General features: G+C 72.1%; 21 protein-coding genes. 6 read left to right on the forward strand and 15 right to left on the reverse strand.

Features of this window, described 5'->3' with window-relative positions; translation table 11 throughout:
- Positions 1-139: 139 nt before the first annotated feature.
- Positions 140-1,135 carry a diacylglycerol/lipid kinase family protein gene (locus BCD49_RS14180; RefSeq protein ID WP_007518536.1) on the reverse strand — a complete coding sequence of 332 codons (996 nt, stop codon included), beginning with the start codon at positions 1,133-1,135 and terminating at the stop codon, positions 140-142.
- A 244-nt stretch (positions 1,136-1,379) separates the two neighbouring features.
- Here BCD49_RS14180 and BCD49_RS14185 point away from each other — a divergent pair, with 244 nt between their 5' ends.
- A complete protein-coding gene (locus tag BCD49_RS14185; RefSeq protein WP_007518537.1) occupies positions 1,380-1,829 on the forward strand; it encodes a hypothetical protein in 450 nt (149 codons plus the stop codon).
- Between the two features lie 61 nt (positions 1,830-1,890).
- Here BCD49_RS14185 and BCD49_RS14190 read toward each other — a convergent pair whose 3' ends face one another.
- From BCD49_RS14190 to sodN, 4 genes are all read right to left on the reverse strand, one after another.
- Positions 1,891-3,036, reverse strand: coding sequence for an RNA polymerase sigma factor SigF (locus BCD49_RS14190; RefSeq protein WP_007518539.1), 1,146 nt, complete (start codon positions 3,034-3,036; stop codon positions 1,891-1,893).
- Positions 3,033-3,563: an anti-sigma factor gene (locus tag BCD49_RS14195; protein ID WP_071041559.1), complete on the reverse strand. Its 531-nt coding sequence runs from the start codon at positions 3,561-3,563 to the stop codon at positions 3,033-3,035. Before BCD49_RS14195 ends, BCD49_RS14190 begins: the two co-directional genes overlap by 4 nt.
- 581 nt (positions 3,564-4,144) lie before the next feature.
- Positions 4,145-4,630 carry a GNAT family N-acetyltransferase gene (locus tag BCD49_RS14200; protein ID WP_007518542.1) on the reverse strand — a complete coding sequence of 162 codons (486 nt, stop codon included), beginning with the start codon at positions 4,628-4,630 and terminating at the stop codon, positions 4,145-4,147.
- Between the two features lie 96 nt (positions 4,631-4,726).
- Positions 4,727-5,125 carry a superoxide dismutase, Ni gene (sodN, locus tag BCD49_RS14205; RefSeq protein WP_007518544.1) on the reverse strand — a complete coding sequence of 133 codons (399 nt, stop codon included), beginning with the start codon at positions 5,123-5,125 and terminating at the stop codon, positions 4,727-4,729.
- Here sodN and BCD49_RS14210 point away from each other — a divergent pair.
- Positions 5,124-5,591 (forward strand): S24/S26 family peptidase, encoded by a 468-nt coding sequence (locus BCD49_RS14210; protein WP_269799819.1) that lies wholly within the window; start codon positions 5,124-5,126, stop codon positions 5,589-5,591. The genes sodN and BCD49_RS14210 overlap by 2 nt on opposite strands.
- On the opposite strand, the gene rfbC is transcribed toward BCD49_RS14210, so the two are convergent.
- From rfbC to BCD49_RS14230, 4 genes are all read right to left on the reverse strand, one after another.
- Positions 5,552-6,169, reverse strand: coding sequence for a dTDP-4-dehydrorhamnose 3,5-epimerase (gene rfbC / locus BCD49_RS14215; RefSeq protein ID WP_027140455.1), 618 nt, complete (start codon positions 6,167-6,169; stop codon positions 5,552-5,554). The genes BCD49_RS14210 and rfbC overlap by 40 nt on opposite strands.
- 354 nt (positions 6,170-6,523) lie before the next feature.
- Positions 6,524-7,276, reverse strand: a complete 753-nt coding sequence (locus tag BCD49_RS14220; protein WP_007518550.1) for an amino acid ABC transporter ATP-binding protein — start codon at positions 7,274-7,276, stop codon at positions 6,524-6,526.
- Positions 7,277-7,314: 38 nt separating this feature from the next.
- Entirely contained in the window at positions 7,315-8,298 is a 984-nt protein-coding gene (locus tag BCD49_RS14225; protein ID WP_083401446.1) for an amino acid ABC transporter permease, read from the reverse strand.
- On the reverse strand, positions 8,282-9,220 hold the full coding sequence (locus BCD49_RS14230) for an ABC transporter substrate-binding protein (RefSeq protein WP_007518554.1): 939 nt from the start codon (positions 9,218-9,220) through the stop codon (positions 8,282-8,284). Before BCD49_RS14230 ends, BCD49_RS14225 begins: the two co-directional genes overlap by 17 nt.
- Positions 9,221-9,935: 715 nt before the next feature.
- On the opposite strand from BCD49_RS14230, the gene BCD49_RS14235 reads away from it, so the two are divergent.
- Complete coding sequence (locus BCD49_RS14235; protein WP_007518555.1) at positions 9,936-11,171, forward strand: NAD(P)-dependent malic enzyme; 1,236 nt, start codon at positions 9,936-9,938, stop codon at positions 11,169-11,171.
- 51 nt (positions 11,172-11,222) lie between these two features.
- On the opposite strand, the gene BCD49_RS43525 is transcribed toward BCD49_RS14235, so the two are convergent.
- Positions 11,223-11,519, reverse strand: coding sequence for a hypothetical protein (locus BCD49_RS43525; RefSeq protein ID WP_007518558.1), 297 nt, complete (start codon positions 11,517-11,519; stop codon positions 11,223-11,225).
- 131 nt (positions 11,520-11,650) lie between these two features.
- Between BCD49_RS43525 and BCD49_RS14245 the strand changes: the two genes are divergently transcribed.
- Positions 11,651-12,622 (forward strand): zinc-binding dehydrogenase, encoded by a 972-nt coding sequence (locus BCD49_RS14245; protein WP_027140458.1) that lies wholly within the window; start codon positions 11,651-11,653, stop codon positions 12,620-12,622.
- On the opposite strand, the gene BCD49_RS14250 is transcribed toward BCD49_RS14245, so the two are convergent.
- On the reverse strand, positions 12,612-13,703 hold the full coding sequence (locus tag BCD49_RS14250) for a serine/threonine-protein kinase (RefSeq protein ID WP_007518561.1): 1,092 nt from the start codon (positions 13,701-13,703) through the stop codon (positions 12,612-12,614). The two genes, BCD49_RS14245 and BCD49_RS14250, sit on opposite strands and share 11 nt — an antisense overlap.
- A 156-nt stretch (positions 13,704-13,859) precedes the next feature.
- On the opposite strand from BCD49_RS14250, the gene BCD49_RS14255 reads away from it, so the two are divergent.
- Complete coding sequence (locus BCD49_RS14255; protein ID WP_071041560.1) at positions 13,860-14,993, forward strand: fibronectin type III domain-containing protein; 1,134 nt, start codon at positions 13,860-13,862, stop codon at positions 14,991-14,993.
- Between the two features lie 205 nt (positions 14,994-15,198).
- Here the strand turns inward: BCD49_RS14255 and BCD49_RS14260 are convergent, their stop codons facing one another.
- The 3 genes from BCD49_RS14260 to BCD49_RS14270 form a co-directional block, all read right to left on the reverse strand.
- Entirely contained in the window at positions 15,199-15,738 is a 540-nt protein-coding gene (locus BCD49_RS14260) for a hypothetical protein (RefSeq protein ID WP_071041561.1), read from the reverse strand.
- 139 nt (positions 15,739-15,877) lie between these two features.
- The gene (locus BCD49_RS14265) at positions 15,878-16,057 is read right to left on the reverse strand and encodes a DUF6104 family protein (protein WP_007518567.1); all 180 of its coding nucleotides are present in this window, start codon (positions 16,055-16,057) and stop codon (positions 15,878-15,880) included.
- A 194-nt stretch (positions 16,058-16,251) separates the two neighbouring features.
- Positions 16,252-20,022, reverse strand: coding sequence for a multifunctional oxoglutarate decarboxylase/oxoglutarate dehydrogenase thiamine pyrophosphate-binding subunit/dihydrolipoyllysine-residue succinyltransferase subunit (locus tag BCD49_RS14270; protein WP_071041562.1), 3,771 nt, complete (start codon positions 20,020-20,022; stop codon positions 16,252-16,254).
- A 436-nt stretch (positions 20,023-20,458) separates the two neighbouring features.
- On the opposite strand from BCD49_RS14270, the gene BCD49_RS14275 reads away from it, so the two are divergent.
- A complete protein-coding gene (locus tag BCD49_RS14275; RefSeq protein WP_007517065.1) occupies positions 20,459-22,726 on the forward strand; it encodes a hydantoinase/oxoprolinase family protein in 2,268 nt (755 codons plus the stop codon).
- 302 nt (positions 22,727-23,028) lie between these two features.
- On the opposite strand, the gene BCD49_RS14280 is transcribed toward BCD49_RS14275, so the two are convergent.
- Complete coding sequence (locus BCD49_RS14280) at positions 23,029-23,979, reverse strand: thiamine-phosphate kinase (protein ID WP_007517063.1); 951 nt, start codon at positions 23,977-23,979, stop codon at positions 23,029-23,031.
- Positions 23,980-24,528: the final 549 nt, after the last annotated feature.

Genomic DNA, 24,528 nt, shown 5'->3' on the forward strand with positions numbered 1-24,528 from the left:
CCCACGAGCGAAGCGACGTGGGCCGGGCCGCAGCGAGGTCGCCGGAGCGCCCGTGAGCGGAGGAGGACACGGCGCGGAGGTCCCTTGGGAGCGAAGCGAGCAAGGGGCCGGAGCGCCGTGCCCGCACGGAGCGAACCAGCTATGCAGCGATGACGCGCAGGGCCCTGGGGTGGGCGGTCAGCTCGACCTCGGTGTGCTCGCCGAGGTACTCGCCGTCCATCTGGAACGGGGCGGCGGGCGTGGAGGTCATCCGGATCCTGGTGAGGTCGTGCTCCAGGATCACGTTGCGGCCGTGTGGGCCGCGGTCGCCGGCGAGCATCTGACCGGTGGTGCGCAGCAGGCTGGACAGGCGTGCCTTGCGCAGCGCCAGCAGGTCCAGCCCGGTGTCGAACGACGCGTCCGGGCAGGCGCGGACCGGGAGGCCGCCCAGGTAGGTCCACGGGACGGCGTTGCAGACGATGGCGACCGTCACCTCGCGATCCGGTGTGGCCGTGCCGTCCTCGGCACCGTCCTGGGCTTCAGCGACAGCCGAGCGCCTGTCCGGGCTGGCCTCGAGGTCGAGGGTGACGCCGTGGCGGCCGCGGCCGATGCCGCGGCTGTACCGGGCCACCGCGCTGCGCAGGAAGAGCCCCGCGCTGTTCGGCCGACCGCCCGAGCGCTTGCGCTCGACCCGGCCGACGACCTCCGCGTCCAGCCCCATCCCCGCGCAGAACGTGAACCAGCGTGCCTCGTCGGCCCACCGGGCGTGGCCGAGGCCGACCACGCGGCTCTCGCCGTCGCGCAGGTTGGCCAGCAGCTCCCCGGTCGCCTCGACGGGGGAGGCGGAGTAGCCGAGTGCCCTGGCGAACACGTTGGTGCTGCCACCGGGAACGACGGCGAGCGCCGGCGTGTCCGGCCGCGGGCCGGCGTGGAGCAGGCCGTTGACGACCTCGTTCACCGTGCCGTCGCCGCCGAGCGCGATCACCACGTCGATGCCGGTCTCAGCGGCTCGCTGACCGAGCTCGGCCGCGTGCCCGCGCCCCTTGGTGATGACGGTCTCGACCGCGACGTCGGCGGACAGGGCCGTGACGAGGACATCCCGGACCCGTTCCGTGGTCGTCGTCGCCGCTGGATTGACGACCAGGAGCCCTCGCATGCCCACCACGGTAGTACCGCGCCGCTTTCCGGCGTCGGCATGCGGAATGTCTCACAATGACAATGAAGTATGGGAATGTCGTCAAGGCCGGCTGTGGCACGCGCGGTTGCCTGGTAGACGTGTCTGCGTCACCTGACAGCAACGGAGCGGCGTAACAGCCGTGCTGCGCCCGTCCCGCCACCCGGGGCCAACCGCGGGGACGTGACCGGAATCAGTCGGGAGACGGCCCCGTAAGGTCAACGGCATGGGAAGTGGCGAGACCCCGGGTACTCGACCCGGAGCCTGGGCGCGCGAGACGGCTGCCGCGCTGACGGCGGCTCCGCGCCCGCTGACGCTGGCGGCCGCGCTGGTCGCGGCCGAGGGCCTGCTGCTCGTCGGCCTCGGCGTCCTCCAGGTGGTACGGGGCTTTGGGCGCGGCGTCGACGACCTCGCTCGCGCGGAGTTCGGCGGTGTGCTGTCGCTCGTGTGCGGGCTCGTGGTGGTGGTGCTCGCCCGGACCCTGGTGGTCAACCGCGCGGCGACGAAGTCCCCGGTCATCGTCATCCAGCTGCTGTGCGTGCCGGTCGGCGCCGCGATGATCCAGAATGGTCTCTACGGCTACGGCGTACCGCTACTGGTGGTGGCCGTGGCGATCCTCGTCGCGCTGGTGGCCACGGGTCTGCACCGCCCGCCCGACGGCGATCCCGAGGCCTGATCTTCCAAGACTGCCCGGCGCGTGATACCCGGGTTTCAGGGGGTTCTCGCCGGAGCTGTCGCTAGCCGTCCTCGAGGAGACCGCGGCGCAGCTGGGCCAGCGTGCGCGCGAGCAGGCGCGACACGTGCATCTGGGAGATCCCCAGCTCGGTGGCGATCTGGGACTGGGTCATGTTCCCGAAGAACCGCAGCAGCAGGATGCGCTTCTCCCGAGGCGGCAGCTTCTCCAACAGCGGCTTGAGCGACTCGCGGTACTCGACGCCCTCCAGCGACTCGTCCTGGACCCCGAGCGTGTCCGCGACGGCCGGTGACTCGTCGTCGCCGGAGTCGGGCGCGTCCAGCGAGACGGCCGAGTAGGCGTTGGCCGACTCGAGCCCCTCGAGGACCTCCTCCTCGCTCATCTGGAGGTGGGCGGCGATCTCAGCGACCGTCGGCGACCGGCCAAGGGACTGGGACAGCTCCGAGGTCGCCTTCGTCAGCGACAGCTTGAGCTCCTGCAGCCGCCGCGGAACCCGGATCGCCCAGCCCTTGTCCCGGAAGTGCCGCTTGATCTCCCCGACGATCGTCGGGGTCGCGTAGGTCGAGAACTCGACGCCGCGCTCCGGGTCGAACCGGTCGACCGACTTGATCAGGCCGATGGTCGCGACCTGGACCAGGTCGTCCAGCGGTTCGCCGCGGTTGCGGAACCGGCGGGCGAGGTACTCGACGAGCGGCAGGTGCATCCTGACCAGCTGGTCGCGGATCTCCGATCGCTCGCTGTCGCCTTCGGGCAGCTCCACCAGCCGGATGAACATCAGGCGCGCGCGTGCCCGGTCGGGGGAGCTGGTCCGGTCCGGGGGGTGCTCTTCCCGCTCCTGGGCTTCGGGCTTCGCGCCCTCGGGCTCGTTCACGTCAGGTGGCTCGGTTCCGGTGTTCTCGCGGTTGGTCACGGCGTCCTCGGGCTCGAGGCCGTCCTCGCCGGCCCCGGGCTGCGGCTGGCTCGCCAGCCCGGCGTCCCCGGCGTCGCCGCGGGCCGGGGGCTCGGGCGACGGCCGCCGCGCGCTGGCGGACTCGGGCGGGTCGGGAAGCACCTCGTCCGGCCCGACGGCGCGCTGGCTCAGGGCCGGCACCCGGTCGCGCGGGCTGGTCGACCCACCGAAGCCACCGGCGGGCTGGTCATCGACCAGCGGCGGAGGCTTCGCGGCGGCATTGCGTCCTGGCGAAGTCATGAGGTCCCCACGGCACCGAGCTTCGCGCCCTGGCCAAGTTCGGTCGACTCGGCGCTGCGGCTGCGCACGTGGCCGGCCGGCTCGCCGAGGTCGGCACGGGCGCCCTGCCGCTTCGCCAGCTCGATGGTCACCCGCTGGCCAGGCCCGGTGGAGCTGGACACCTCGCCGGCGAGCGCGTCCAGGACGGTCCAGGCGAACGTGTCCTTCGACGGCGGCTCGCCGTCCAGGYTGTCCACCGAGACCGTGACCCGCATGACGCCGGGCGAGAGCGCGAACACGCACTCCAGCGCCGAGCCGGGAACGGCCGAGACCAGCAGCAACGCGGACGCCTCGTCCACGGCGATCCGCAGGTCCTCGATGTCGTCGAGGGTGAAGTCGAGCCGGGCTGCGAGCGAGGCCGTCGCGGTGCGCAGGACCGTCAGGTACGCGCTCGCGGCCGGGAGGGTGAGCTGCACGACATCGCGCAGCCCGCCGCCGTGGACACCGCCGGAGCTCACCGTGCCGCCGGCCGAAGGCGTCGGATCCACGTTCTACCCCCAGTGACTACGTCGTTCCAACGGCGGGCCTCGCCGCTGGAGGTGGTTGTGTTGTCCGGTCGCGTCGAGGCTCCCGGGTGGAACCGCCCGCCTACATCATCCGGCCTCGGTGCCGGTTCGTCGCGACGGGCTGCGGCGCTCGACAGCCGGCCACCGCCCGGCTAACCCGCAGCCGCGCCAGCGTGACCTCGGGTCATGGCGGTCATCGATGGCATATCCAGCATGCCGCCTCCCCACAAACGCCACCGACGGCCCTGAGGAGCTCCGCGTCCGGTCCGCCCCGCCCGCGCTACCAGGAAAAGCCCCGGGAAGCGGTCCCAGGCCCGCTGTGGCCCGTGTGGCGCCGACCAGGGCCGGGTGGGCGCGCAACGCCGCGCGCCGGACCACCACGGCCGCGCCCAATGCCCGACTCCGTGCCGCTCGCTGTCCCCACGGTACCCAGCGTTGCCCTGATGGCGCAGGTCGGGTGATCAGAAATGTTTGCCATCTCGCCAGCCCGGGTGGTGGGTGTGGTGCGCAAGTCCGGACCCCTTGATGGAAGGCGTCCGGGCGCGGAGGTGTTCCCCGGTCCGCTATGCGCTCCCGGCGAGGGCGGCGATGGCGTCGGCGTCGAGCCGCCACGTCGTCCAGCCCTGCTGGGGAGCGGCGCCGAGCGATCGGTAGAAGGCCTGCGCGGAGGTGTTCCAGTCCAGCACGTCCCACTCCAGGCGCTGGTGGCCACCGTCGCGCGCGACGGCCGCCAGCGCGGCCAGCAGGGCCCGTCCGTGGCCGCCGCGACGGTGCTCCGGGGCGACGAACAGGTCGACGAGGAACGTCCCCGTCCGCCCGGTCCAGGTCGAGAACGTCTCGTGGTAGATCGCGAACCCCACCACGGGCGCCGCGCCGGCGCCGTCCGCCGTGGCCACGAGCGCCGCCGCGGCCGGCGGCTCCCCGAAGAGCGCCGCGGCGAGGTCGGCCTCGGTCATCCTCACCGCGTCCGGCTCCCGCTCGTACTCCGCGAGCGCCCGCACCAGCTCCAGCACGACCGGTACGTCACCCGGTACGGCGGGACGAATCACTGACCTGCCTCCTCATCCGAAGCCCACCCGCCCCAAACGGACGTCGCCGGCCTCCGGTCGGGTGACCGGAGGCCGGCGACGGGGCCGCGCCTGGGATCAGGCCGCGGCCTTGGTCTCCCAGAAGATCTTGGCGATCTCGTCGATCTTGTCGAGCAGCTTCTGGCCGTCCGCCGGGTCGACCGAGGCCTTCGCGCCGGCGGCGCCGGCGGCCTTGGTGGCCTGCCAGAACAGGTCGTGCAGCTGCGGGTACTTCTCCAGGTGGTTCGGCTTGAAGTAGTCGGTCCAGAGCACCCACAGGTGGTGCTTGACCAGGTCGGCGCGCTCCTCCTTGATGGACAGCGCCCGGGAACGGAACACCGGGTCCTCGTTCCCCTGGTACTTCTCCTGGATCGCCTTGACCGACTGGGCCTCGATCCGGGCCTGCGCCGGGTCGTAGACGCCGCAGGGCAGGTCGCAGTGCGCGCTCACCCGGGTGGTGGGGTGCAGCAGGCTCATGCCGCCGTCCTTCCTCGCACATTCGTCCGTCGGGGGCACGGGCGGCGCCTCGGCGCGAGACAGACCGCGTGCCCGTCCGCCGCGATGGCACCGTACGGGGGCGGCGGCCCGTGTCCCCACCTTCTGGCAACCTACCCTTGTGCGGCCTTCGGTTCCCGTGGGGGCGGTCTCCATTCGCGGCGCGTCGATGACGCCGACGCTGCGTGACGGTGACGCCTGCCTGGTCTGGTGGAGACGCGCGCCCCGGCCGGGCGACGTGGTGATCGCCCGGCTGCCGGCGGGCCGAGGCCTCGGGGTGAAACGCATCGCCTTCGGCGACGTGGACGACGGCTGGTGGCTGCGGTCGGACAACGTGGGCATAGGTACCGACAGCGCCGCGTTCGGCATGATCGCGACCGACGATGTGCTCGGCCGGGTGGTGCTGCGCTACTGGCCTCGACCGGCCTGGCTGCGCAGATCGGCGTAGAAGGCCAGGCAGTCGGCGTAACGGGGCAGCAGCCCGGCCGCGTCCGCCTCCTTCAGGGTCGGCGCGTCTGCGTCCTTGTCGGACAGCAGCGGGGTGACGTCGGCTGGCCAGGGCAGGCCGAGATCGGGATCGAGCGGGTGCACGCCGTGCTCGCGTCCCGGGCTGTACGAGGTGGAGCACAGGTACGAGACCTGAGCGCCGTCGGTGAGGGCGAGGAAGACGTGTCCGAGGCCCTCGGACACGTACACCCCCTTCCGGTCGACGTCGTCGAGGACGACCGCGTCCCACTGGCCGAACGTCGGCGAGCCGGAGCGGATGTCGACCACGCAGTCCAGCACCCGGCCGGACACACATGTGACGTACTTCGCCTGGCTGGGCGGCACGTCGGCGTAGTGCACGCCCCGCAGCGTGCCAGCCCGGCTGACGCTGTGGTTGGCCTGTGCGAGCCGGAGCGGGTGGCCGATGGCCTTCTCGAGCGCGTCGACGCGGAACCATTCGAGGAACGTGCCGCGGCCGTCGGTGTGCTGGCGGGGGGTGAAGACCCACGCGTCCGGTACGGACAGTTCGGTGACATCCACGCCTGCGGACCGTACCGGGTCGGCAGGCAATCCGTACGCAGTCTCCCACCCGATTCCGCCATGGTGTGACTCCGTAGGCACGGCACCCGCATACGGCCCGCGTTGGAATCGCTCACGTCTCCGCATTTGGGTCAACGCGATGTGCATTCGGTGTCGATCCCGGGTGCCCCCCCTGCCCACCAAGCGGTCCCGCACCAGCCCGACCTGATCTCTTGCACAGTCAAGCGAGAGGTGACCGTGCGGCGCGGAGCCGTGCCTCCGCGGAGGCACGGCCACGGAGCGAAGCGAACGTGGTTGGGCCTCCGCGGAGGTCGCCGGAGCGAACCAACAACAACCTTCTGCCCGGACCGGTGACTACAGGACCTTCGACAGGAACGACCGGGTCCGCTCGTGCCGGGGGTTGACCAGCACCTGGCCGGGCGGGCCGCTCTCGACGACGACGCCGCCGTCCATGAAGACGACGGTGTCGGCCGCCTCGCGGGCGAAGCCCATCTCGTGGGTGACGACGACCATCGTCATGCCGTCCGCCGCGAGATCCCGCATGATGTCGAGCACCTCGCCGACGAGCTCGGGGTCGAGCGCCGAGGTCGGCTCGTCGAACAGCATCAGCTTGGGCCGCATCGCCAGCGCCCGGGCGATCGCGACCCGCTGCTGCTGCCCGCCCGAGAGCTGGGACGGGTAGGCCTCGCACCGGTTTCCGAGACCGACCCGGTCCAGCAGGGCGCGGGCCCGTTTCTCGACCTCGGAGCGTTTCTCCCGGCGTACCCGCAGCGGCGCCTCCATGATGTTCTCCAGCGCCGTCATGTGGGCAAACAGGTTGAAGCGCTGGAAGACCATGCCAATGTCGGCGCGGCGCCGGCAGACCTCGCGCTCGCGCAGCTCGTGCAGCCGGCCGCGGTGCTCCCGGTAGCCGACCAGGTCGCCGTCCACCCACAGCCGGCCCGAGTCGATCTTCTCCAGGTGGTTGATGCAGCGCAGCATGGTCGTCTTGCCCGAGCCCGAGGGCCCGATCAGGCAGAGCACCTCGCCCGGCTCGACCCGCAGGTCGATCCCRCGGAGCACCTCGTTGTGGCCGAAGGCGCGGCGGATGCTTTCGGCGAGCACCATCGGCGTGCCATTCCCCGCCGCTGCCGATGTCTCGCTGGTCACGTGACCACCCCGCTCTGGTCGCGGCGCATGGGACGGCCGGGCCCCATCCGGTTGCGGCCCGCCGGGTCGTAGTGCCGTTCCAGGAAGTACTGGCCGACGCTGAGCACCGATGTGACCGCCAGGTACCAGATCGCGGCGACCATCAGCAGCGGGATGGTCTGGAAGTTGCGGCTGTAGATGATCTGGGCGGCGTAGAGCAGCTCGGTGTAGGCGATGACGCTGACGAGCGACGTCGTCTTGAGCATCGAGATGGTCTCGTTGCCGGTCGGCGGGATGATCACCCGCATCGCCTGCGGCAGCACGATCCGGCGCATCGTCTGCGCCTGGTTCATGCCGAGCGCCTGGGCGGCCTCGGCCTGGCCGGTGTCGACGGCGCCGACGCCGGCACGCACGATCTCGGCCATGTACGCCGCCTCGTTGAGCCCTAGGCCGAGGATGGCCGCGCCCAGCAGCGGGATGAGTGAGTTCGAATCGGCGGAGGCGAACTCGGGGCCGAACGGGACGCCGATGGACAGCCTCGKGTAAAGCGCGCCGATCGACGCCCAGAACAGAATCTGGATCATCACCGGCGTGCCACGGAAGAACCACGTGTACAGCCAGGAGGCCGAGCGCAGGACCGGGTTCGGCGACAGCCGCAGTATGGCGAGCAGCACCCCGCCGACCACGCCGATGGCCATGGCGTAGAGCGTCAGGTAGAGAGTCGCCCACAGGCCGCGCAGGATCTGCTCTGAGAACAGGTACTTCCAGACCAGGTCCCAGTTGAACGCCTCGTTGGTGACCAGAGCGTGCACCAGCATCGCGGCCAGGAGGGCGAGGACCGCGACCCCCACCCAGCGTCCCGGGTGGCGGACCGGAACCGCCTTGATCGCATCGGATGTCGGTGCGCCGGCGCCGGCGGCCCCGGTCACCGGGACGGCCGGTGAGCCGGGGGCCTGCACCCCCGGCTCACCGCCTGGCGCCTTGTCAGCTGACGGCGCCATTGATCTTTGGATCCGTGATGGCGCCTTCCTGCACGCCCCACTTCTCCAGCGTCTTCTGGTAGGAGCCGTCGGCCATGACCGCCTTCAGCGCCGCCAGCAGCGGCTCGGCGAGGCCCGAGTTCTTCGGCACCGCGATGCCGTACGGAGCCGTGCCGTAGGGCGTGCCGACCGACTTGAGCTTGCCCTCGGACAGCTTCACCTGGTAGTCGGCGACCGGCGAGTCGGCCATCGACACCTGCGCCCGGCCGGCGGTCAGCGCCAGGTTCGCCTGGTTCTGGTCCGGGTAGGCCTGGACGGTTACGCCCGGCTTGCCCGCGCCCTTGCACTTCGTGTCCTGCGCGGCGGCGTCGTCGGCCTGGACGGTGCCCGTCTCCACCGCGACGGTCAGGCCACACAGGTCGTCCAGCCCGGTCAGGGTGGCGGGCTTGGCGGCGCTGGTGAAGAACGAGGTGCCGGCCGAGTAGTACGTGACGAAGTCGACGACCTCCTCGCGCTCCTTGGTGTCAGTGAAGGACGAGATGCCGATGTCGTACTTGCCGGCGGCGAGTCCCGGGATGATGTCGTCGAAGCCGGCGTTCTCGACCTCGACCTTGACACCGAGCGCCGCGCCGAGAGCCTGGATCAGGTCGACGTCCATGCCGATGACGGTCTTGCCGTCCGTGTCGAAGAACTCGTTCGGCGCGTAGGACGCGTCGGCGGCCACCTTGAGGGTGCCCCCGGCGTACTTGGCGGGCAGCGTGGCCACGACGGAGGGGTTCGCGGAGGGAGCCGCCGTCGTGCCGCCACCGTCGGACGAGTCGTCACCACCGCCACAGGCGGCGAGGACGGCGAGCAGGCCGGCCGCCGCGGTCGCGGCCACCGCTCTGCGCGCGGCCCGGTGGCCCAGGCCGCCGCCCATGATCCGGTGTGTTCGAAGGCGCATGCCGATCCTCTCAGTTCCAGCCGATTCCCGGTGCGGACGGCTCCTGCGCGCTGACCTGGCTGGTGGTCGGCTGGCGGGCAGGCGTGAGCACGCTCATCGGCTGCCCGGTCGCGGACCACCCGGCTGGCTGGTTGGCGCTGGATGCACCCCCCGTCACGGCGCGCGGCCCGGGGCCCGGCCGGATCGCGAAGCGATCTGGGGGTGCCGGTCGCCCGTTCCGTCTGTCCGTATTCGGGTGGGCAGGCGACAACGGCGGCGCACGTCCTGGGCCTTCACCCAAGCGTGGTTACGTGTCAGTAGTGCTACATGGATGCTTCGGTAACGTTGCAAGACATTTCGATGGGATGTCGTCGGTGTGATCGTCGTATGTAGTCGAACGATCGGATCTTGCCGGCCGCCCGCCGCATACCGACGCTGACGTGCAATATTTGAAGGTGCCCCGGGCGACCCCCGGTCCCACCCCCGCCGGCTCACCCCGCTCGCCGCCGGGGTTCCCGCTGGTCCGCGCGGCAGACTGGCGGGGAAKCCGCTCAGGTCATCTCCCTCGCGGCCGAGAGCTCCGCCCATGGGGACGGCCCGCCCGCCCCCGGACGCCGGGCTGTGCCCGACATCACTTCTCACGGTGGGCGACCCCCGGACTACCGCAGACAACAGCCCCTCGACGACCCCGGGCCGTACGCAGGCAGCCGGGCCGCCCGTACCCAGGAGCACTACCGTGACAGCGACCGCAGACCACCAGACCCTCGACCAGCCTTCCAATCCCATCGCGGGCGTCGTGCCCGTGAGCCCGCGGACCTCGGACGACGACCCGGTGTTCGCCCTGCACCGCGGCGGGAAGATCGCGCTCGAAGTGACGTCCCCGTTGGAGAACTCCGACGACCTCTCGCTCGCCTACACCCCGGGCGTCGCCCGGGTGTGCCTGGCGATCGAGGAGACGCCGGCCCTCGCGGAGGACTACACCTGGCGCGGCAACCTGGTCGCCGTGGTCACCGACGGCACCGCCGTGCTCGGCCTCGGTGACATCGGCCCAGCCGCCGCCATGCCCGTCATGGAGGGCAAGGCGGCCCTGTTCAAGCACTTCGCCGGCGTCGACTCGGTGCCGATCTGCCTGGACACCAAGGACACCGACGAGATCATCGACACGGTCGCCCGGATGGCGCCGAGCTTCGGTGGGATCAACCTCGAGGACATCTCCGCGCCCCGCTGCTTCGAGATCGAGCGGCGCCTGCAGGAGCGTCTGGACATCCCGGTCTTCCACGACGACCAGCACGGCACCGCCATCGTCGCGCTCGCCGCGCTGGAGAACGCCGCCCGGCTCACCGGCCGGCAGCTGTCCGACCTGCGGGTGGTCGTGTCCGGCGCGGGTGCCTCCGGCATCGCGGTGACCCGGATCATTCTCGCCGCCGGCATCGGCGACATCGCGGTCGGCGACCGCAAGGGGATCATCTACGCGGACCGGGGCGACCTCACGTCGGTCAAGGCGGACATCGCGGCCATCACCAACAGGACCGGGCTGACCGGCTCGATCAACGAGGCGCTGGCCGGGGCGGACGTCTTCATCGGCCTGTCCTCGGGAACCGTCCCCGAGGAAGCCGTCGCGACCATGGCGCCGGGCTCGATCATCTTCGCGATGGCCAACCCCGACCCGGAGGTCCTGCCGGAGGTCGCCCACAAGTACGCGAGCATCGTCGCCACCGGGCGTAGCGACTTCCCGAACCAGATCAACAACGTCCTCGCCTTCCCCGGCGTCTTCCGGGGCGCGCTGGACGTGCGGGCCAGCCGGATCACCGAGGGCATGAAGCTCGCGGCGGCCCGGGCGCTCGCCGACGTGATCGCCGACGAGCTCGCGCCGGACCACATCATCCCGAGCCCGTTCGACACCCGGGTCGCCCCGGCGGTCGCCGCCGCGGTCGCCGCGGCGGCCAAGGCGGAGGGTGTGGCCCGCCGATAGGTGTCCCGCCGCCAGGCGGAGGCGCGTTAGGCAGGGCGTTCAGAGCCCTGCCTAACGCCTGCCGCAGCCTGGGCAGGGAGCCTTCGCGGTGACCTCCTCGATGGGGCGCAACGTCCCGCAGCTCTTGTAGGAGCAGGCGACGAAGTCGGTCGGGGTGACGGTGATCACCGGTCGGCCGTCGTCGGTGAACGTCAGTGTCGGCGGCTCCGGGTCGAGCACCGGCCGGCGGCGACGCCACCGCGGACCGCGCGACGACTGTCCCCGTCCAGATGCCGCCGTGGGCTGGGCCGCCGGGAGGCCCGCGTCCACAGGACCGGTCGGGGGCGACGTCGGTTCAAGAGCCACCATGATGACGAGTCCAGCACATCCAACGACAGACCGCGACTCAGCCTCCCAGCATCGGCCGGTACCGGACACCGGTTGTCCCGTTGACCGGACTTCCGGTGGCGTCGCCCGGCTGGGCGCCCTACGGTTTGTCCGTGCTTGCCGCCGCCGCTGAGACGACCGACCCGTCCGACCCGCTGGCCGGTCTGGCCGTCGGAGAGCAGCCGGAGCCGGCGCTGCCGGACGGCTGGGCGACCGTCTCCATCCGAGCCGCCGCGCTCAACCACCACGACCTGTTCAGCCTGCGCGGCGTCGGCCTGCCGGCCGAGCGCCTGCCGATGATCCTGGGCTGTGACGGCGCGGGCGTGGCGGCCGACGGCTCCGAGGTCATCGTCCACGCGGTGATCGGCGATCCCGCGGCCGGCGGCGGTGACGAGACCCTGGACCCGAAGCGGACGCTGCTCTCGGAGCTGCACCCCGGCACGCTGGCCGAGCAGGTCGCGGTACCCGCCCGCAACCTCGTGCCCAAGCCCGCGTCGCTCTCCTGGGCGGAGGCGGCCTGCCTGCCGACGGCCTGGCTCACCGCCTACCGGATGGTCTTCACCAAGTCGGGGTTGCCCGCCGACGGCGGCAAGCTGCTCATCCAGGGCGCTGGCGGCGGCGTCGCCACCGCCGCGTTGCTGCTCGCCAAGGCCGCCGGCCACACCGTCTTCGTCACCTCTCGTGACGAGACCAAGCGCAAGCGGGCGTTGCAGCTGGGTGCCGACGTCGCGGTCGAGTCGGGCGCCCGGCTGCCGGCCAGGGTCGACGCGGTCATCGAGACGGTCGGCGCGGCCACCTGGAGCCACTCGCTGAAGTCGCTGCGCCCGGGCGGCACGGTCGTCTGCTCCGGCGCGACCAGCGGCCCGAACCCGCCCGCCGAGCTGAACCGGGTGTTCTTCCTGCAGCTCAACATCGTCGGCTCGACGATGGGCACCCGCGACGAGCTGGCCGCGCTCGTCGACTTCCTCGACCGCACGGGCGTGCGGCCGCTGATAGACGACGTCCGGCCGCTGGCCGACGCCCGGGCCTCCTTCGAGCGCATCGCTCAGGGTGAGGTCTTCGGCAAGCTCGTCCTCACCGTCTGAGCGCGGACGGCCGGATCAGGACGGCGCCGAAGGCGACCGCCCAGGAGCCGAAGAACACCGTGATGACGGCCGCGGCCGAGTAGCCCCACCAGGGGAGGCCGACGAGGCCAGCGGCCGGCCACGGAGCGAGCGCGAGCGCCGTGGTGAGGACCAGCAGGCACACACCGACCGCTCGATCGAGCGCGGGCCTGGGGAGACTCGTCGGGCCGCTGCCGGCCGACCACGCCCGCGTCACCGTCGCTGGCTCGGTACTGGAATCGGCGACGGCCGTGAAGGCGGCGGCCGCCTCGCCCGCCGTGATCCGGCCGGCGAGGTCCTTCGCCAGCAGCCCGAGCACGGCGTCCACCAGCCGGTCCGGCCCGGCCGGCCGGGCCGGATCGTGGTGGAGCACCGCCTCGATGGTCGCGGCCTCGGTCGACCGGCTGAACGGCGACGCGCCGGTGAGGGCGAAGTAGAGCGTGGCGCCGAGCGAGAACAGGTCGCCGGCCGGTTTCCCCCGCACACCGGCGAACTGCTCCGGCGCGATGTAGGCGAGGGTGCCCACCGGGCCGCCGGCAATCGTCGGCTGCCCGTCGTGGGACGCGACTCCGAAATCGGCCAGTACCACCCGGCCGCCGGTGCCGATCAGAATGTTCGCCGGCTTGACGTCCCGGTGGGTGATTCCCAGGCCATGCGCCGCGACGAGCGCGGCGAGCACCGCCACTCCGATGTCCGCGACCCTTTCCGGCGGCAGCGGGCCGGTCGCGCGCACCAGCTGCGCGAGTGACCTCGACTCGACGAGTTCCATGACGATCCATGGCAGGCCACCATCCGAGACGACGTCGAGCACCGTGACGACATGTGGATGATCTCGCAGCTTCGCGACGATGCGAGCCTCGCGTTCGACCCGGGCGAACGCGAGCTGGTCGTCGGCGTCGCCGGCCGTGTTGTCCAATCGCAGTTCCTTGACGGCGACCTGTACCTCTAGAACCTCGTCGAACGCCCGCCATACGGTGCCATGCGTGCCGGAACCAAGCTTTTCGAGCAGCCGGTACCGGCCGGCAACCACGCGGCCGCCCGACCCGTCGACGTCCGTGGTCACGGTCTGCTTTGCCCCCTAGTTCCGCCGGTCGACGGTCCAGCCCGAGTACCGGTCGCATCCCGTGAGCTCGCCGGATACCGATCCGGGCTCCCGCCGAGAATGCAATGCTGACAATAAGCTCGTGACTGCCCGGGTATTGGACAGTTTGAGGTAATTATGCTGGGATCCGAAGTCGAACGCGCTGGTGGCCGGCTGAGCGCCGCCGTGGCCGCCCAGGTCGGTCTGGCCGCGGGCCTGCTGCGCGGCTGGCTGTTCAGTGGCCGGCGGCTGCCCGCCGTGATCCTCGCGACGGCGCTCGCGGCGGCCGCCACCGGTCTGGTCGCGGCGCGGGTGGACGCTGGCGGGCCATCCGACACCGCCGAGCCGCCGCCGCGATCGCCGAGCGCGCTCAGGACCACGGCTGGTGGGGCGGTGCCCGGACCGAGCACTGATCCGAGCGCTGACCCAAGCCCGCCGGGCGCGCCGCCGGGCGCGGTCGCCGGGCTCACCGGTTCCAGCGGCAACCGAACCGCGCGGCTGTGCTGGCAGCCGGCCGACGGCGCCGCCGAGTACGTGCTGGAGTCCCGGGACGTGACCGCCGGCGAGGCGTGGGCCACGATGCCCTATCCGATCAAGGAGCGGTGCTACACCGTCCAACAGCTACTCACCGGGCACGCGTACGAGTTCCGCGTTCTCGGGTCGAACAGTGCTGGCCGGGGCGCGCCGTCGAACACCGTCACCGTCACCGCGGGGCCACCCCTGCCCGGCGCGGTGACTGGCCTGACCGCCGTACCCKGGGCGGCGACCGCCAGGTTGTGCTGGCATTCGGCGGCAGGCGCGGATCTTTACCTTTTCGRCCACCGCGACGTCACCGCCGGCGAGGCGTGGGCCACGATGCCCTATCCGATCAAGGAGCGGTGCTACACCGTCCAGCAGTTGGTCGCGGGTCATACATATGAGTTCCGGATYGTCGGGTCGAACAGTGCCGGCAAGGGCGCGCCGTCGAACACCGTGACGGTCTCGATCGACCCAGGGGTGTCATTGCCCGGTCCGGTGACTGACCTGACGGCCGCACCTGGTCAGGGCACGGTCAAGCTGTGCTGGCAGGCGGCCAGGGACGCCGCCGAGTACGTGCTGGAGTACCGGGACACGACCGCCGGCGAGGCATGGACCACCATGCCCTACCCGATCAAGGAGCAGTGCTACACCGTCCAGCAACTGGCCGCCGRCCACACGTACGAGTTCCGGATCGTCGGGTCGAACCGAGCAGGCAGGGGAGCGCCGTCGAACATCGTCACCGCCACCGCGTGACCTCGGCGCACCCGTGGTCGCCTGGCCATGTGTCTGCGCCTCCTTCGGGCGGGTGGCTCTTCGAGGGCTCGCCCTGAYCCGGCGACGCCTTGCGGCGCGAGCCGTATACCGAGGTATAGTTGTGGCGTCGGCAGGTGTTGACCTGCCGGAAGTGGCGCCGGGTGAGCCCGCCTTACGACGGGACCCCGGCGTTTGCGTTTTTTGATCAGTCAACCTCAACGTGGTGCTGGGCTACGTGGCCGAGCCTGTCGAGCATCCATGCCTGTTTCCGCTGGTGAACGTGGAAGATCCCGCTTGCAAGGATGTCGGCTGCCCAAAGCACAGGCTCGTCGCGGCCGAGTGGAAACTCGTAGCGAAAGGTTCCGTGCGTCTTTTGGGTTGCTCTGAGGAGCGCTACGTCGTCCTTGTTCTGCGACCCTCGTGACTCGATCAGAAGCGCGTCGGCCTTGTCTCTCAGCTMCCATAGCAGCCGGATCATCGCCATCCTGCGGGCTCGCTCCGGTCTTTTGCACGGTCGTACGACGATGGCGAGCTTGTACCGGGCCATACGGCCAACGGTGTCCAGATACCGGGCCTGACGTTCAGGCTCCGCGCCATGAAAGTGCAGTTTGAGGCGCGTGCGGGGTTGCCGCAGTTCAAGCATCGCGTTGCGGAGCATCGTGTCATCGTCAGGGGCGAGTACAGCCGCGAGGACGTAGAGACCGTTCGGTCCCGCCTCGTACGACTCGTCGATGTAGGCCCGCATCCGTCATGCATAGCAGACAATTACGACAAACCGGAGCGGGGTGGAAATCGGCTCGCGCGCGAGCGCTATTCGAGCGCTATTCGAGCGTTGGAAACTGTCCGTTTCGCTTCTTTTCTTACCCGACTGGTGGAATCGCGTCCTAAAGGTCGGGGTCGTCGTCGGGGCGGGCCAGCCAGGTGGCGAGGGTCTCGATGGCGGCCTCGTGCTCGGGGTGCTCGTCGACGAAGGTGCGCAGGGCGTCGGAGAGCCACTCGAGGGTGACGGTCTCCTCGCCGCGGCGCGCGGCCAGCTCCTCGATTCCCCGGTCGGTGAAGTACATCGCCCGCTCGCTTCCCTCGGCTGGCTACCCGCCCCGGCCGTCCCTGCCCGCCCGCCGAGGCGCCTCGAGGCCGACTTGGCCGCCTCGCCCTGCGGTGCCCGGCTCTGTGCCAGCAAACCCTGTGCCAGCCGACCTTGTGCCAGCCGACCTTGCCAGGCCGCGACGGCCGTCGTGCGGCCGTCGCGGCGACCGGCTCAGACCGCGAAGGCGGCCTCGATGAGGGCGCGCTGCTCCTTCTCGTGGACCTTCGACGAGCCCGACGCCGGGGCGGCCGAGGCCTTGCGCGAGACCCGGCGCAGCCGCAGGCCGGCCGGCAGGAACTCCGGCAGGTGCAGGCCCATGTGCGGGTAGGCGCCCTGGTTCGCCGGCTCCTCCTGGACCCAGACGATGTCGGTCGCGTTCGGGTAGCGGCGCAGCGCCTCGGCCACCTCCGCACCGGGGGTCGGGTAGAGCTGCTCGACCCGCAGCAGCGCGAACTGACCCTTGTCGTCCCGCTTGTTCCGCGCCTCGGCCAGGTCCCAGTGCACCTTCCCGGCCGAGAGCAGCACCCGGCGCACGGCCGCCGGGTCGGCGACCGTCGCGTCGTCGATCACCGGCCGCCACGAGCCCGAGGTCAGCTCCTGCACGGTCGACGTCGCGGCCTTCAGCCGCAGCATCGACTTCGGCGTGAACACCACCAGCGGGCGACGCACCGGTGAGAGCGTCTGGCGGCGCAGCAGGTGGAAGTAGCTCGCCGCCGACGAGGGATACGCCACCGTCATGTTCTCGTCGGCGCACAGGGACAGGAACCGCTCGATGTGGGCGGACGAGTGGTCCGGGCCCTGGCCCTCGTAGCCGTGCGGCAGCAGGAGGGTCAGCGCGGTGCGCTGGCCCCACTTGGCCTCGCCGGCCGAGAGGAACTCGTCGATGATCGACTGGGCGCCGTTGGCGAAGTCGCCGAACTGCGCCTCCCACAGGACGGCCATGTCCAGGCGCGCGACCGAGTAGCCGTACTCGAAGCCCATCGCCGCGTATTCGGACAGCAGCGAGTCGTGGACGTAGAAGGTGCCGACCTGGCCGCCGTCGGCGCGGCGCAGCGTCCGCAGCGGCGTGTGGTCCTCGCCGGAGTATCGGTCGACCAGCACGGCGTGGCGCTGGCCGAAGGTGCCGCGCCGGCTGTCCTGGCCGGTGAGCCGGACCGAGCGGCCATCGAGCAGCAGGCTGCCGAGCGCGATCGTCTCGGCGCAGGCCCAGTCGATCGTGCCGGTCTCGATCATCTGCGCGCGGCGCTCCAGCTGCGGGCGCAACCGGGGGTGGATGGTGAAGTCGGCCGGAAGGTTCACCTGGGTGTCGATGACCTGCTTGACGACCTCCAGCGGCACCGCCGTGCCGACGGCCGCGGCGGCGGCCGCGTCCTCCGCCGTGGTGACGATCCGGGGCTGCGGGGTCGGCCGGTCACCGGTGGCGTCGCGCGTCTCGGCGAACGCCTTCTCCAGCTCCAGGCGGTAGCTCTTCATCGCCTCCTCGGCCTGGTCGCGGGTGATGTCCCCACGGCCGATCAGCGCCTCGGTGTAGAGCTTGCGCACGGACCGCTTCGCCGCGATCTCGTCGTACATCAGCGGTTGGGTGAACGACGGCTCGTCCATCTCGTTGTGGCCCCGGCGCCGGTAGCAGATCATGTCGATCACGACGTCCTTGTGGAACGCCTGCCGGTAGGCGAACGCCAGCGTCGCCACCCGGACGCACGCTTCCGGGTCGTCGCCGTTGACGTGGAAGATCGGGGCCTGCACCATCCGGGCGACATCGGTGGCGTACACCGACGAGCGGCCCGAGGTCGGCGAGGTGGTGAAGCCGACCTGGTTGTTGATGACCAGGTGCACGGTGCCGCCGGTGCGGTAGCCACGCAGCTGCGAGAGGTTCAGGGTCTCGGCGACCACGCCCTGGCCGGCGAACGCCGCGTCGCCGTGCACGAGCACGGGCAGGACGGTGAAACCTTCCGGGCCCTTGTCCAGGATGTCCTGCTTGGCCCGCGCCACGCCCTCGAGGACCGGGTCGACCGCCTCCAGGTGCGAGGGGTTGGCGACCACGGACACCGGCACCTGCCTGCCGTCGGGTCCGCTGTAGACGCCCTCGGCGCCCAGGTGGTACTTCACGTCGCCGGAGCCGTGCGCGGTCTGCGGGTCGAGGTGGCCCTCGAACTCGGCGAAGATCTGCCGGTAGGACTTGCCGACGATGTTCGCCAGCACGTTCAGCCGGCCGCGGTGCGCCATGCCGATGACGACCTCGTCCATGCCGATGCTCGCCGCGCGCGAGAGGACCTCGTCGAGCAGCGGGATCGCGGACTCGGCGCCCTCCAGAGAGAACCGGCGCTGGCCGACGTACTTCGTCTGCAGGAAGGACTCGAACGCCTCGGCGGCGCCGAGCCGATCGAGCACGTGCAGCTGCTCCGCCGGGTCCGGCCGCTCCGCGGAGCGCTCGACCCGGGCCTGGATCCACTGGCGCTCGTCCGGCTCCTGGATGTGCATGTACTCGATGCCGACCCGGCGGCAGTACGAGTCGCGCAGCACCCCGAGCACGTCGCGCAGCGTCATGGTCCGGTGGCCGGCGAACCCGGCGACCGGGAACTCCCGGTCGAGGTCCCACAGCGAGAGGCCGTGGCTGCGGATGTCGAGGTCCGGGTGGCTGCGGATGGTGAACTCGAGCGGGTTCGTGTCCGCCATCAGGTGGCCGCGCACGCGGTAGGCGTGGATCAGCTCCTGCACCCGGGCGCTGTGGTCGAGATCGCCCTCGTGGCTGGTCGGGATGTCGGTGACCCAGCGGACCGGCTCGTACGGGACCCGCAGCGAGCGGAAGACCTCGTCGTAGAACTCGTCCTCGCCGAGCAACAGCTGGTGGACCCGGCGCAGGTACTCGCCCGACTGGGCGCCCTGGATGATCCGGTGGTCGTAGGTGCTGGTCAGCGTGGTGACCTTGGAGATCGCCATCCGGGCGAGCGTCTCGGTGGACGCGCCGGCGAACTCGGCCGGGTACTCCATCGAGCCGACGCCGATGATCGTGCCCTGGCCCTCCATCAGCCGCGGCACCGAGTGCACGGTGCCGAGGCCGCCCGGGTTCGTCAGGCTGATCGTGACGCCGGTGAAGTCGTCGGTGGTGAGCTTGCCCGCCCGGGCGCGGCGCACGATGTCCTCGTACGCGGCCCAGAACTGGGCGAAGTCCATCGCCTCGGCCTCCTTGACCGCGGYGACGACGAGCTGGCGGCCCTTCGCCGTGACGAGGTCGATGGCGAGGCCCAGGTTGACGTGCTCGGGCGTCACCAGCGCCGGCTTGCCGCCGACCACCGCGTAGGAGTTGTTCATCTCCGGGAAGTCGACGAGCGCCTTCACCATCGCGAAGCCGATGAGGTGGGTGAAGGAGATCTTGCCGCCACGGGAGCGGGCCAGGTGGCGGTTGATGACGATCCTGTTGTCGATCATCAGCTTGGCCGGCACGACGCGCACCGAGGTCGCCGTCGGCACGTGCAGCGACGTCTCCATGTTGGTGACGACCCGGGCCGCGGCTCCCCGCAGCGTCGTCTGGGTCACCGTCCCCGCTCGATCGGCGGAACCGGAGGGGGAGGCCGGGGGCGCGCTCGGCGCCGCCGCCTTCGCGGCGGGCGCGGGCGTCGGCGGGGGAGTGACGGGCGCGGGCGCGGCGGCCGCGGGGGCGGGCTTGACAGGAGTGGACGGGGCGGCGGGGGCCTGGGCCGCGGGCGCCCCGGCGGCCGCGGTCGGTGACTCGGCTGGCGTGGTGTCGATGACCGCGCGAGCGCTCTCCGGGTCCGTGTTGTCGGTCGCGGTGGGTGCGCTCGGGTGATAGTCGGAGAGGAACTCACGCCATTCGGGTGACACGCTGTCCGGATCCGCGAGGTACTGCTGGTAGATCTCGAACACCAGCCACTCGTTGGTTCCGAAGTCAGGTCCTGACGCGGGTACCGTCGGTGCTGTCACGGGGCCAATCGCCTCTATCCAGGTGGAGACTTCACTTCTGTCGAAAGGGGCCTTCGAAAGGCCCTTCCGCTACCGCCTGTCTAGGCTACTCGCCGGGCCGAAGGCCCCTGGCGCTGCCCTTTGCGGCATATCAGCATGACGCCGCTCGCGGCGGCGTCACCGCGCCCGCCGGGGTGGTCGATGGTGGCGAGGCGTGGTCGCGGGGCTGCCCTGAGGCATCCGTCGGGGCATCGACGGCGCGGCATTCTGGTTGTCTCCCCCATCGGTGGCGTACGGCATCGCCTGTCGTGGTTGAGTGGCTACCCGCTGGCTCGCGGGCGCCGCCGATGTGAGTTTCCCAGCATCACGACCCGCCCGCCGGCCCGTCGCCCGGCTCGACGGAAGTGTCGGACCTCCCCGCGTCCGGTGCCGGTGGCGGCGTGCGACGCTGCCCGGCGTGGTGGCGCAGCGACGGGACGGTACGGGAGCCGCCGCGGCGGCTGGGCTGCTGGGCGAGCCGGGCGCGGCGGAGCCGCCGGGCTTCCGGGTGGGGATCGACGTCGGCGGCACCTTCACCGACCTCGCCGCCGTCGCGCCGGACGGGCGGACGCTGTTCGCGAAGGTGCCCTCCGTGCCGGCCGACCCGTCGGTAGCCGTCCTGGCCGCGCTCGCCGCGGCGGCGCTCGGCGGCCAGCCGGACCCGTCGGGCGCCGGGGAGCGGGCCGGGTGGGTCGAGCGGTTCGCCCACGGCACGACGGTCGCGACCAACGCGCTGCTGGAACGGGCGGGTGCCCGGACGGCGCTGGTCACCACCCACGGCTTCCGGGACGTCATAGAGATCGGCCGCCAGAACCGGCCGTCGCTCTACGACCTGACCAGGGACCGGCCCGCCTCGCTGGTCCCGCGCGAGCTGCGGTTCACGGTGCGCGAGCGCTGCGGACCGGACGGGGTGCTGGAGGCCCTCACCGCCGGCGAGACCGCCCGGGTGGTCGAGCGGGTCGCGGCGGTCGACGGGCTCGAGGCGGTCGCCGTCTGCCTGCTGTTCTCGTTCGCCTGGCCGGAGCACGAGCGGCGGCTGGCCGAGAGCCTGCGGGCCCGGCTACCCGGGGTGACGGTCGTCGCCTCCAGCGAGGTGCTGCCCGCCTTCCGTGAGTACGAGCGGTTCGCCACCGCCACCGCGGACGCCTATCTGACGCCGAAGCTCTCCGCCTACCTCACCCGGCTGCGCGGCCGGCTGGCGGCGGTGGGAATCGGCGAGCCACTCGTGATGCAGTCCTCGGGCGGGGTGGCGCGGCTCGCCGAGGCCGCCGCGCACGCGGCCACGTGCGTGCTGTCCGGCCCGGCGGGCGGGGTGGTGGGCGCGGCCTACGTCGCCGGTCTGTCCGGGGTGCGTGACCTGCTGACGTTCGACATGGGGGGCACCTCGACCGACGTCGCGCCGGTGCTCGGTGGCCGGGCGCTGACCACCTCCGAGTCGGTGCTGGCCGGAGTTCCGATCATGCTGCCGGCGGTGGACGTGCACTCCGTCAGCGCGGGCGGCGGCTCGATCGCCTGGGTCGACTCGGGCGGCGCGCTGCGGGTCGGGCCCGCCTCCGCCGGCGCCGATCCCGGGCCGGCGTGCTACCAGCGAGGCGGGCGCGAGGCGACGGTGACCGACGCCGACCTCGTCCTCGGCTACCTCGGCGACGGGGCCAGCCTCGGCGGCACGGTCACCCTGTCCGCGCCGGCCGCGGCGGCGGCGCTGGAGCGCCTCGGCGCGCGCCTCGGCCTCTCGGCGCTCGCCGCCGCCGCCGGGGTGGTCGCCGTCGCGGACGCCGAGATGACCAGGGCGTTGCGGGTGGTCTCCATCGAGCGTGGCCTCGACCCACGCACGTTGGCGCTGGTCGCGTTCGGCGGCGCGGGCGGGACACACGCCTGCGCGCTCGCGGAGGCGCTCGGGATGACGACGGTGCTGGTGCCCAGGGCCGCGGGCGTGCTGTCCGCGCTGGGGCTCGCGCTGGGGGACGTGCGCCGTGACCACACGGCGCCGCTGCGCGGGCGGCTCGGCGACGTGGACCTCGCCGGCGCCTTCGGCCGGCTCGCCGGCCAGGCGGCGGCCACGGCCCAGGGCTCCGGCGGTGGGGACGAGAGGGACGGCGACGAGAGGGACGGCGACGAGGCGGGCGAGGACGAGGGGGGCGGTGAGGACGGCCTGCTGTTGGAACGGCAGGTGGACTGCCGCTACGCGGGGCAGGCGCACGAGCTGACCGTCTCCGCCGGGTCACCCACGCCCGGCGACGCTGACGATCCGGCCGGCGCGAACGTGGCCCTGGCGACCGCCGTGCGTGCCGCCTTCGAGGAGACCCACGTCCGCCGCTACGGCCATGCGGCGCCCGACCGGGACGTCGAGGTCGTCGCCGTCCGGCTGGTGGCCACCGTCCCCGGTCTGCGCCCCGCCCTCGCCGCCGAGCCGGCGGACCCGGCCGCCGCGCGGACCCGTCGCGGCGTCTGGCTGGGCGGCCACGAGGCTGGTCCCGGCCGGCTGGCGGGGGAGCCCGGCCGCGAGACCGCCGCCGCGGGCTGGCGCGAGGTCGACGTGGTCGCGCGGGCCGCGCTCGGCCCCGGCGACACGGTGGTCGGCCCGGCCGTCGTCGAGTTCGCCGAGGCCACCTGCCTGGTCCGCCCCGGCTGGACCGCGCGCGTCGACTCCGTCGGCACGCTCTGCCTCACCCGTCCCGCCGACTGACGGTGTCCCGACGCCGGGCCGTCTCCACGCTGTGCGTTCTCGATGCCGGGCGGCGTGGCGGAGTGACGCTGTGCGACAGACATTGCGCACAGTAGGGACTTTCGCCCCGTCGTCCGGCGCCGGGAACAGTCTCGTGGCCTGCGTCGTTAGCATGACCGTGCCGGTCCGCATCATGGCCCCCGGACCTAAAACACGTCGCTACGAGCGACATTGCCCCGTGAGGCGACCTGGCGGGCCGGTGCTTTTCGTCAAGATCGCGCCCCTTCGGGGGCGCGATCTTGTTTTTTTGGGACACTGGTCTTCTAGGGACGTCGGTAGTGGTCCCAGCCCTGCGCCCCCCGGTAGGGGCTGCCGTCGACCAGGACTCCGGAGCCCTCGGACACCTCGCCGATCAGGGTGACGCCGGCCGGCAGCGGAACGGTCGGCGGGAGACACGCGACGAAGGCGTTGTCGTCGCCACCGGTCAGGATCCAGCGCAGCGGGTCGGCGGCCAGGCGGGTGGCGGCCGTGCGCAGCGGCTCGGCGACGTCGAAGGCGCCCGAACGCAGCTCGACGCGGACGCCCGACGCGGTGGCGATGTGGCCGACGTCGGCCAGCAGGCCGTCGCTGACGTCGCACATCGCGCTCGCGCCCGCGGCCGCCAGCGCCAGGCCGGCGGCGTAGGGCGGCGCGGGACGGCGGTGGGCGTCCAGGAGCTCGACGGGGTCGCCCGCGCTCGTGTCCAGCAGCTCCAGGCCGGCCTGAGCCCAGCCCAGGCGGCCGGCGAGCACGACCCGGTCACCCGGGCGCGCCCCGGAGCGCTGGACGGGCTCGGCGCCGCCCAGGTCGCCCAGCGCGGTGATGGCGAGGATCACCCGGTCGGCCGAGCTCACGTCCCCGCCGGCGACGACGGCTCCGAGCTCGGCGCACTCGTCGCGCAGCCCGTCGGCGAGCCGCAGCACCCAGGCGACCGGGAGGTCGCCCGGCGCGGCCAGGCCGACCAGCAGACCGGTCGGCCGGGCTCCCATCGCCACGACATCGCTGAGGTTCTGCGCCGCGGCCTTGCGGCCCACGTCGTACCCGGACGAGTAGTCGCGGCGGAAGTGCCGGCCCTCCAACAGCAGGTCGGTGGTGGCCACGACGCGGCCGTCCGGGGCGGCGAGCAGCGCCGCGTCGTCACCCGGGCCGATCAGCAACCCGTCGCCGCCGGGAAAGCGGGCCGTGATCGCCCTGATCAGGCCGAACTCGCCGAGATCGGCCACGACGCCCGTCATCGGAAGTGGGCGGGTGGGGAGGGGAGCACGCCCGGCACTCTAGCCGCGCGGTCCGTCGCCGGTCCTGCGCCAATCGCGTACATCACTCGCGCCGAATGCGGCGTTCTTCGTGAATCCGCGCGCGGAGGTACGCGGATGTACGCGGACCAGCCCGCTCGCGGCCAAGCCGGCTGGCTGGTCCGGCGCCGGACGCGGGCGTCGTCTATCGGGACGACGAATAGCGCCGGTTTCCGCGGTATCGGGCCGCCGTTTTTCTTTGTGTGCGACGTCCGGCCGGAATCCTTTGACGTGTGTGCGCCGAATCCGGGCGGGAAACGGTGGCGTCGCGCCGGAGCGGCCGTCCGTGGTCGGCCACACGGTCGACCACGGACGGCTCGCGGGTCCGGCGTCGCGGCGCGGTCGCCACGGCCGGTAGCGCGATTCAGCCGCCGCCGGGTCGTCGCCGGGCCGTCGCCGGGCCGCCACCACGCCGTCGGCGGGCGGGGCGTGTGCGGCGTCACGATCGGCGAGGCGGCTGGCCGAGGAAGGCGCGGCCGGCGGCCGGATGGC

The sequence above is a fragment of the Pseudofrankia sp. EUN1h genome (genome assembly GCF_001854645.1).
Classification (GTDB): Bacteria; Actinomycetota; Actinomycetes; order Frankiales; family Frankiaceae; genus Pseudofrankia; species Pseudofrankia saprophytica.

Bases quoted from the DNA above. Each gene is read 5' to 3' on its own strand.
- BCD49_RS14180 (WP_007518536.1), bottom strand. From the start codon at position 1,135: ATGCGAGGGCTCCTGGTCGTCAATCCAGCGGCGACGACGACCACGGAA.
- BCD49_RS14185 (WP_007518537.1), top strand. From the start codon at position 1,380: ATGGGAAGTGGCGAGACCCCGGGTACTCGACCCGGAGCCTGGGCGCGC.
- BCD49_RS14190 (WP_007518539.1), bottom strand. From the start codon at position 3,036: ATGACTTCGCCAGGACGCAATGCCGCCGCGAAGCCTCCGCCGCTGGTC.
- BCD49_RS14210 (WP_269799819.1), top strand. From the start codon at position 5,124: ATGCCGCCGTCCTTCCTCGCACATTCGTCCGTCGGGGGCACGGGCGGC.
- sodN (WP_007518544.1), bottom strand. From the start codon at position 5,125: ATGAGCCTGCTGCACCCCACCACCCGGGTGAGCGCGCACTGCGACCTG.
- BCD49_RS14230 (WP_007518554.1), bottom strand. From the start codon at position 9,220: ATGCGCCTTCGAACACACCGGATCATGGGCGGCGGCCTGGGCCACCGG.
- BCD49_RS43525 (WP_007518558.1), bottom strand. From the start codon at position 11,519: ATGGTGGCTCTTGAACCGACGTCGCCCCCGACCGGTCCTGTGGACGCG.
- BCD49_RS14265 (WP_007518567.1), bottom strand. From the start codon at position 16,057: ATGTACTTCACCGACCGGGGAATCGAGGAGCTGGCCGCGCGCCGCGGC.
- BCD49_RS14280 (WP_007517063.1), bottom strand. From the start codon at position 23,979: ATGACGGGCGTCGTGGCCGATCTCGGCGAGTTCGGCCTGATCAGGGCG.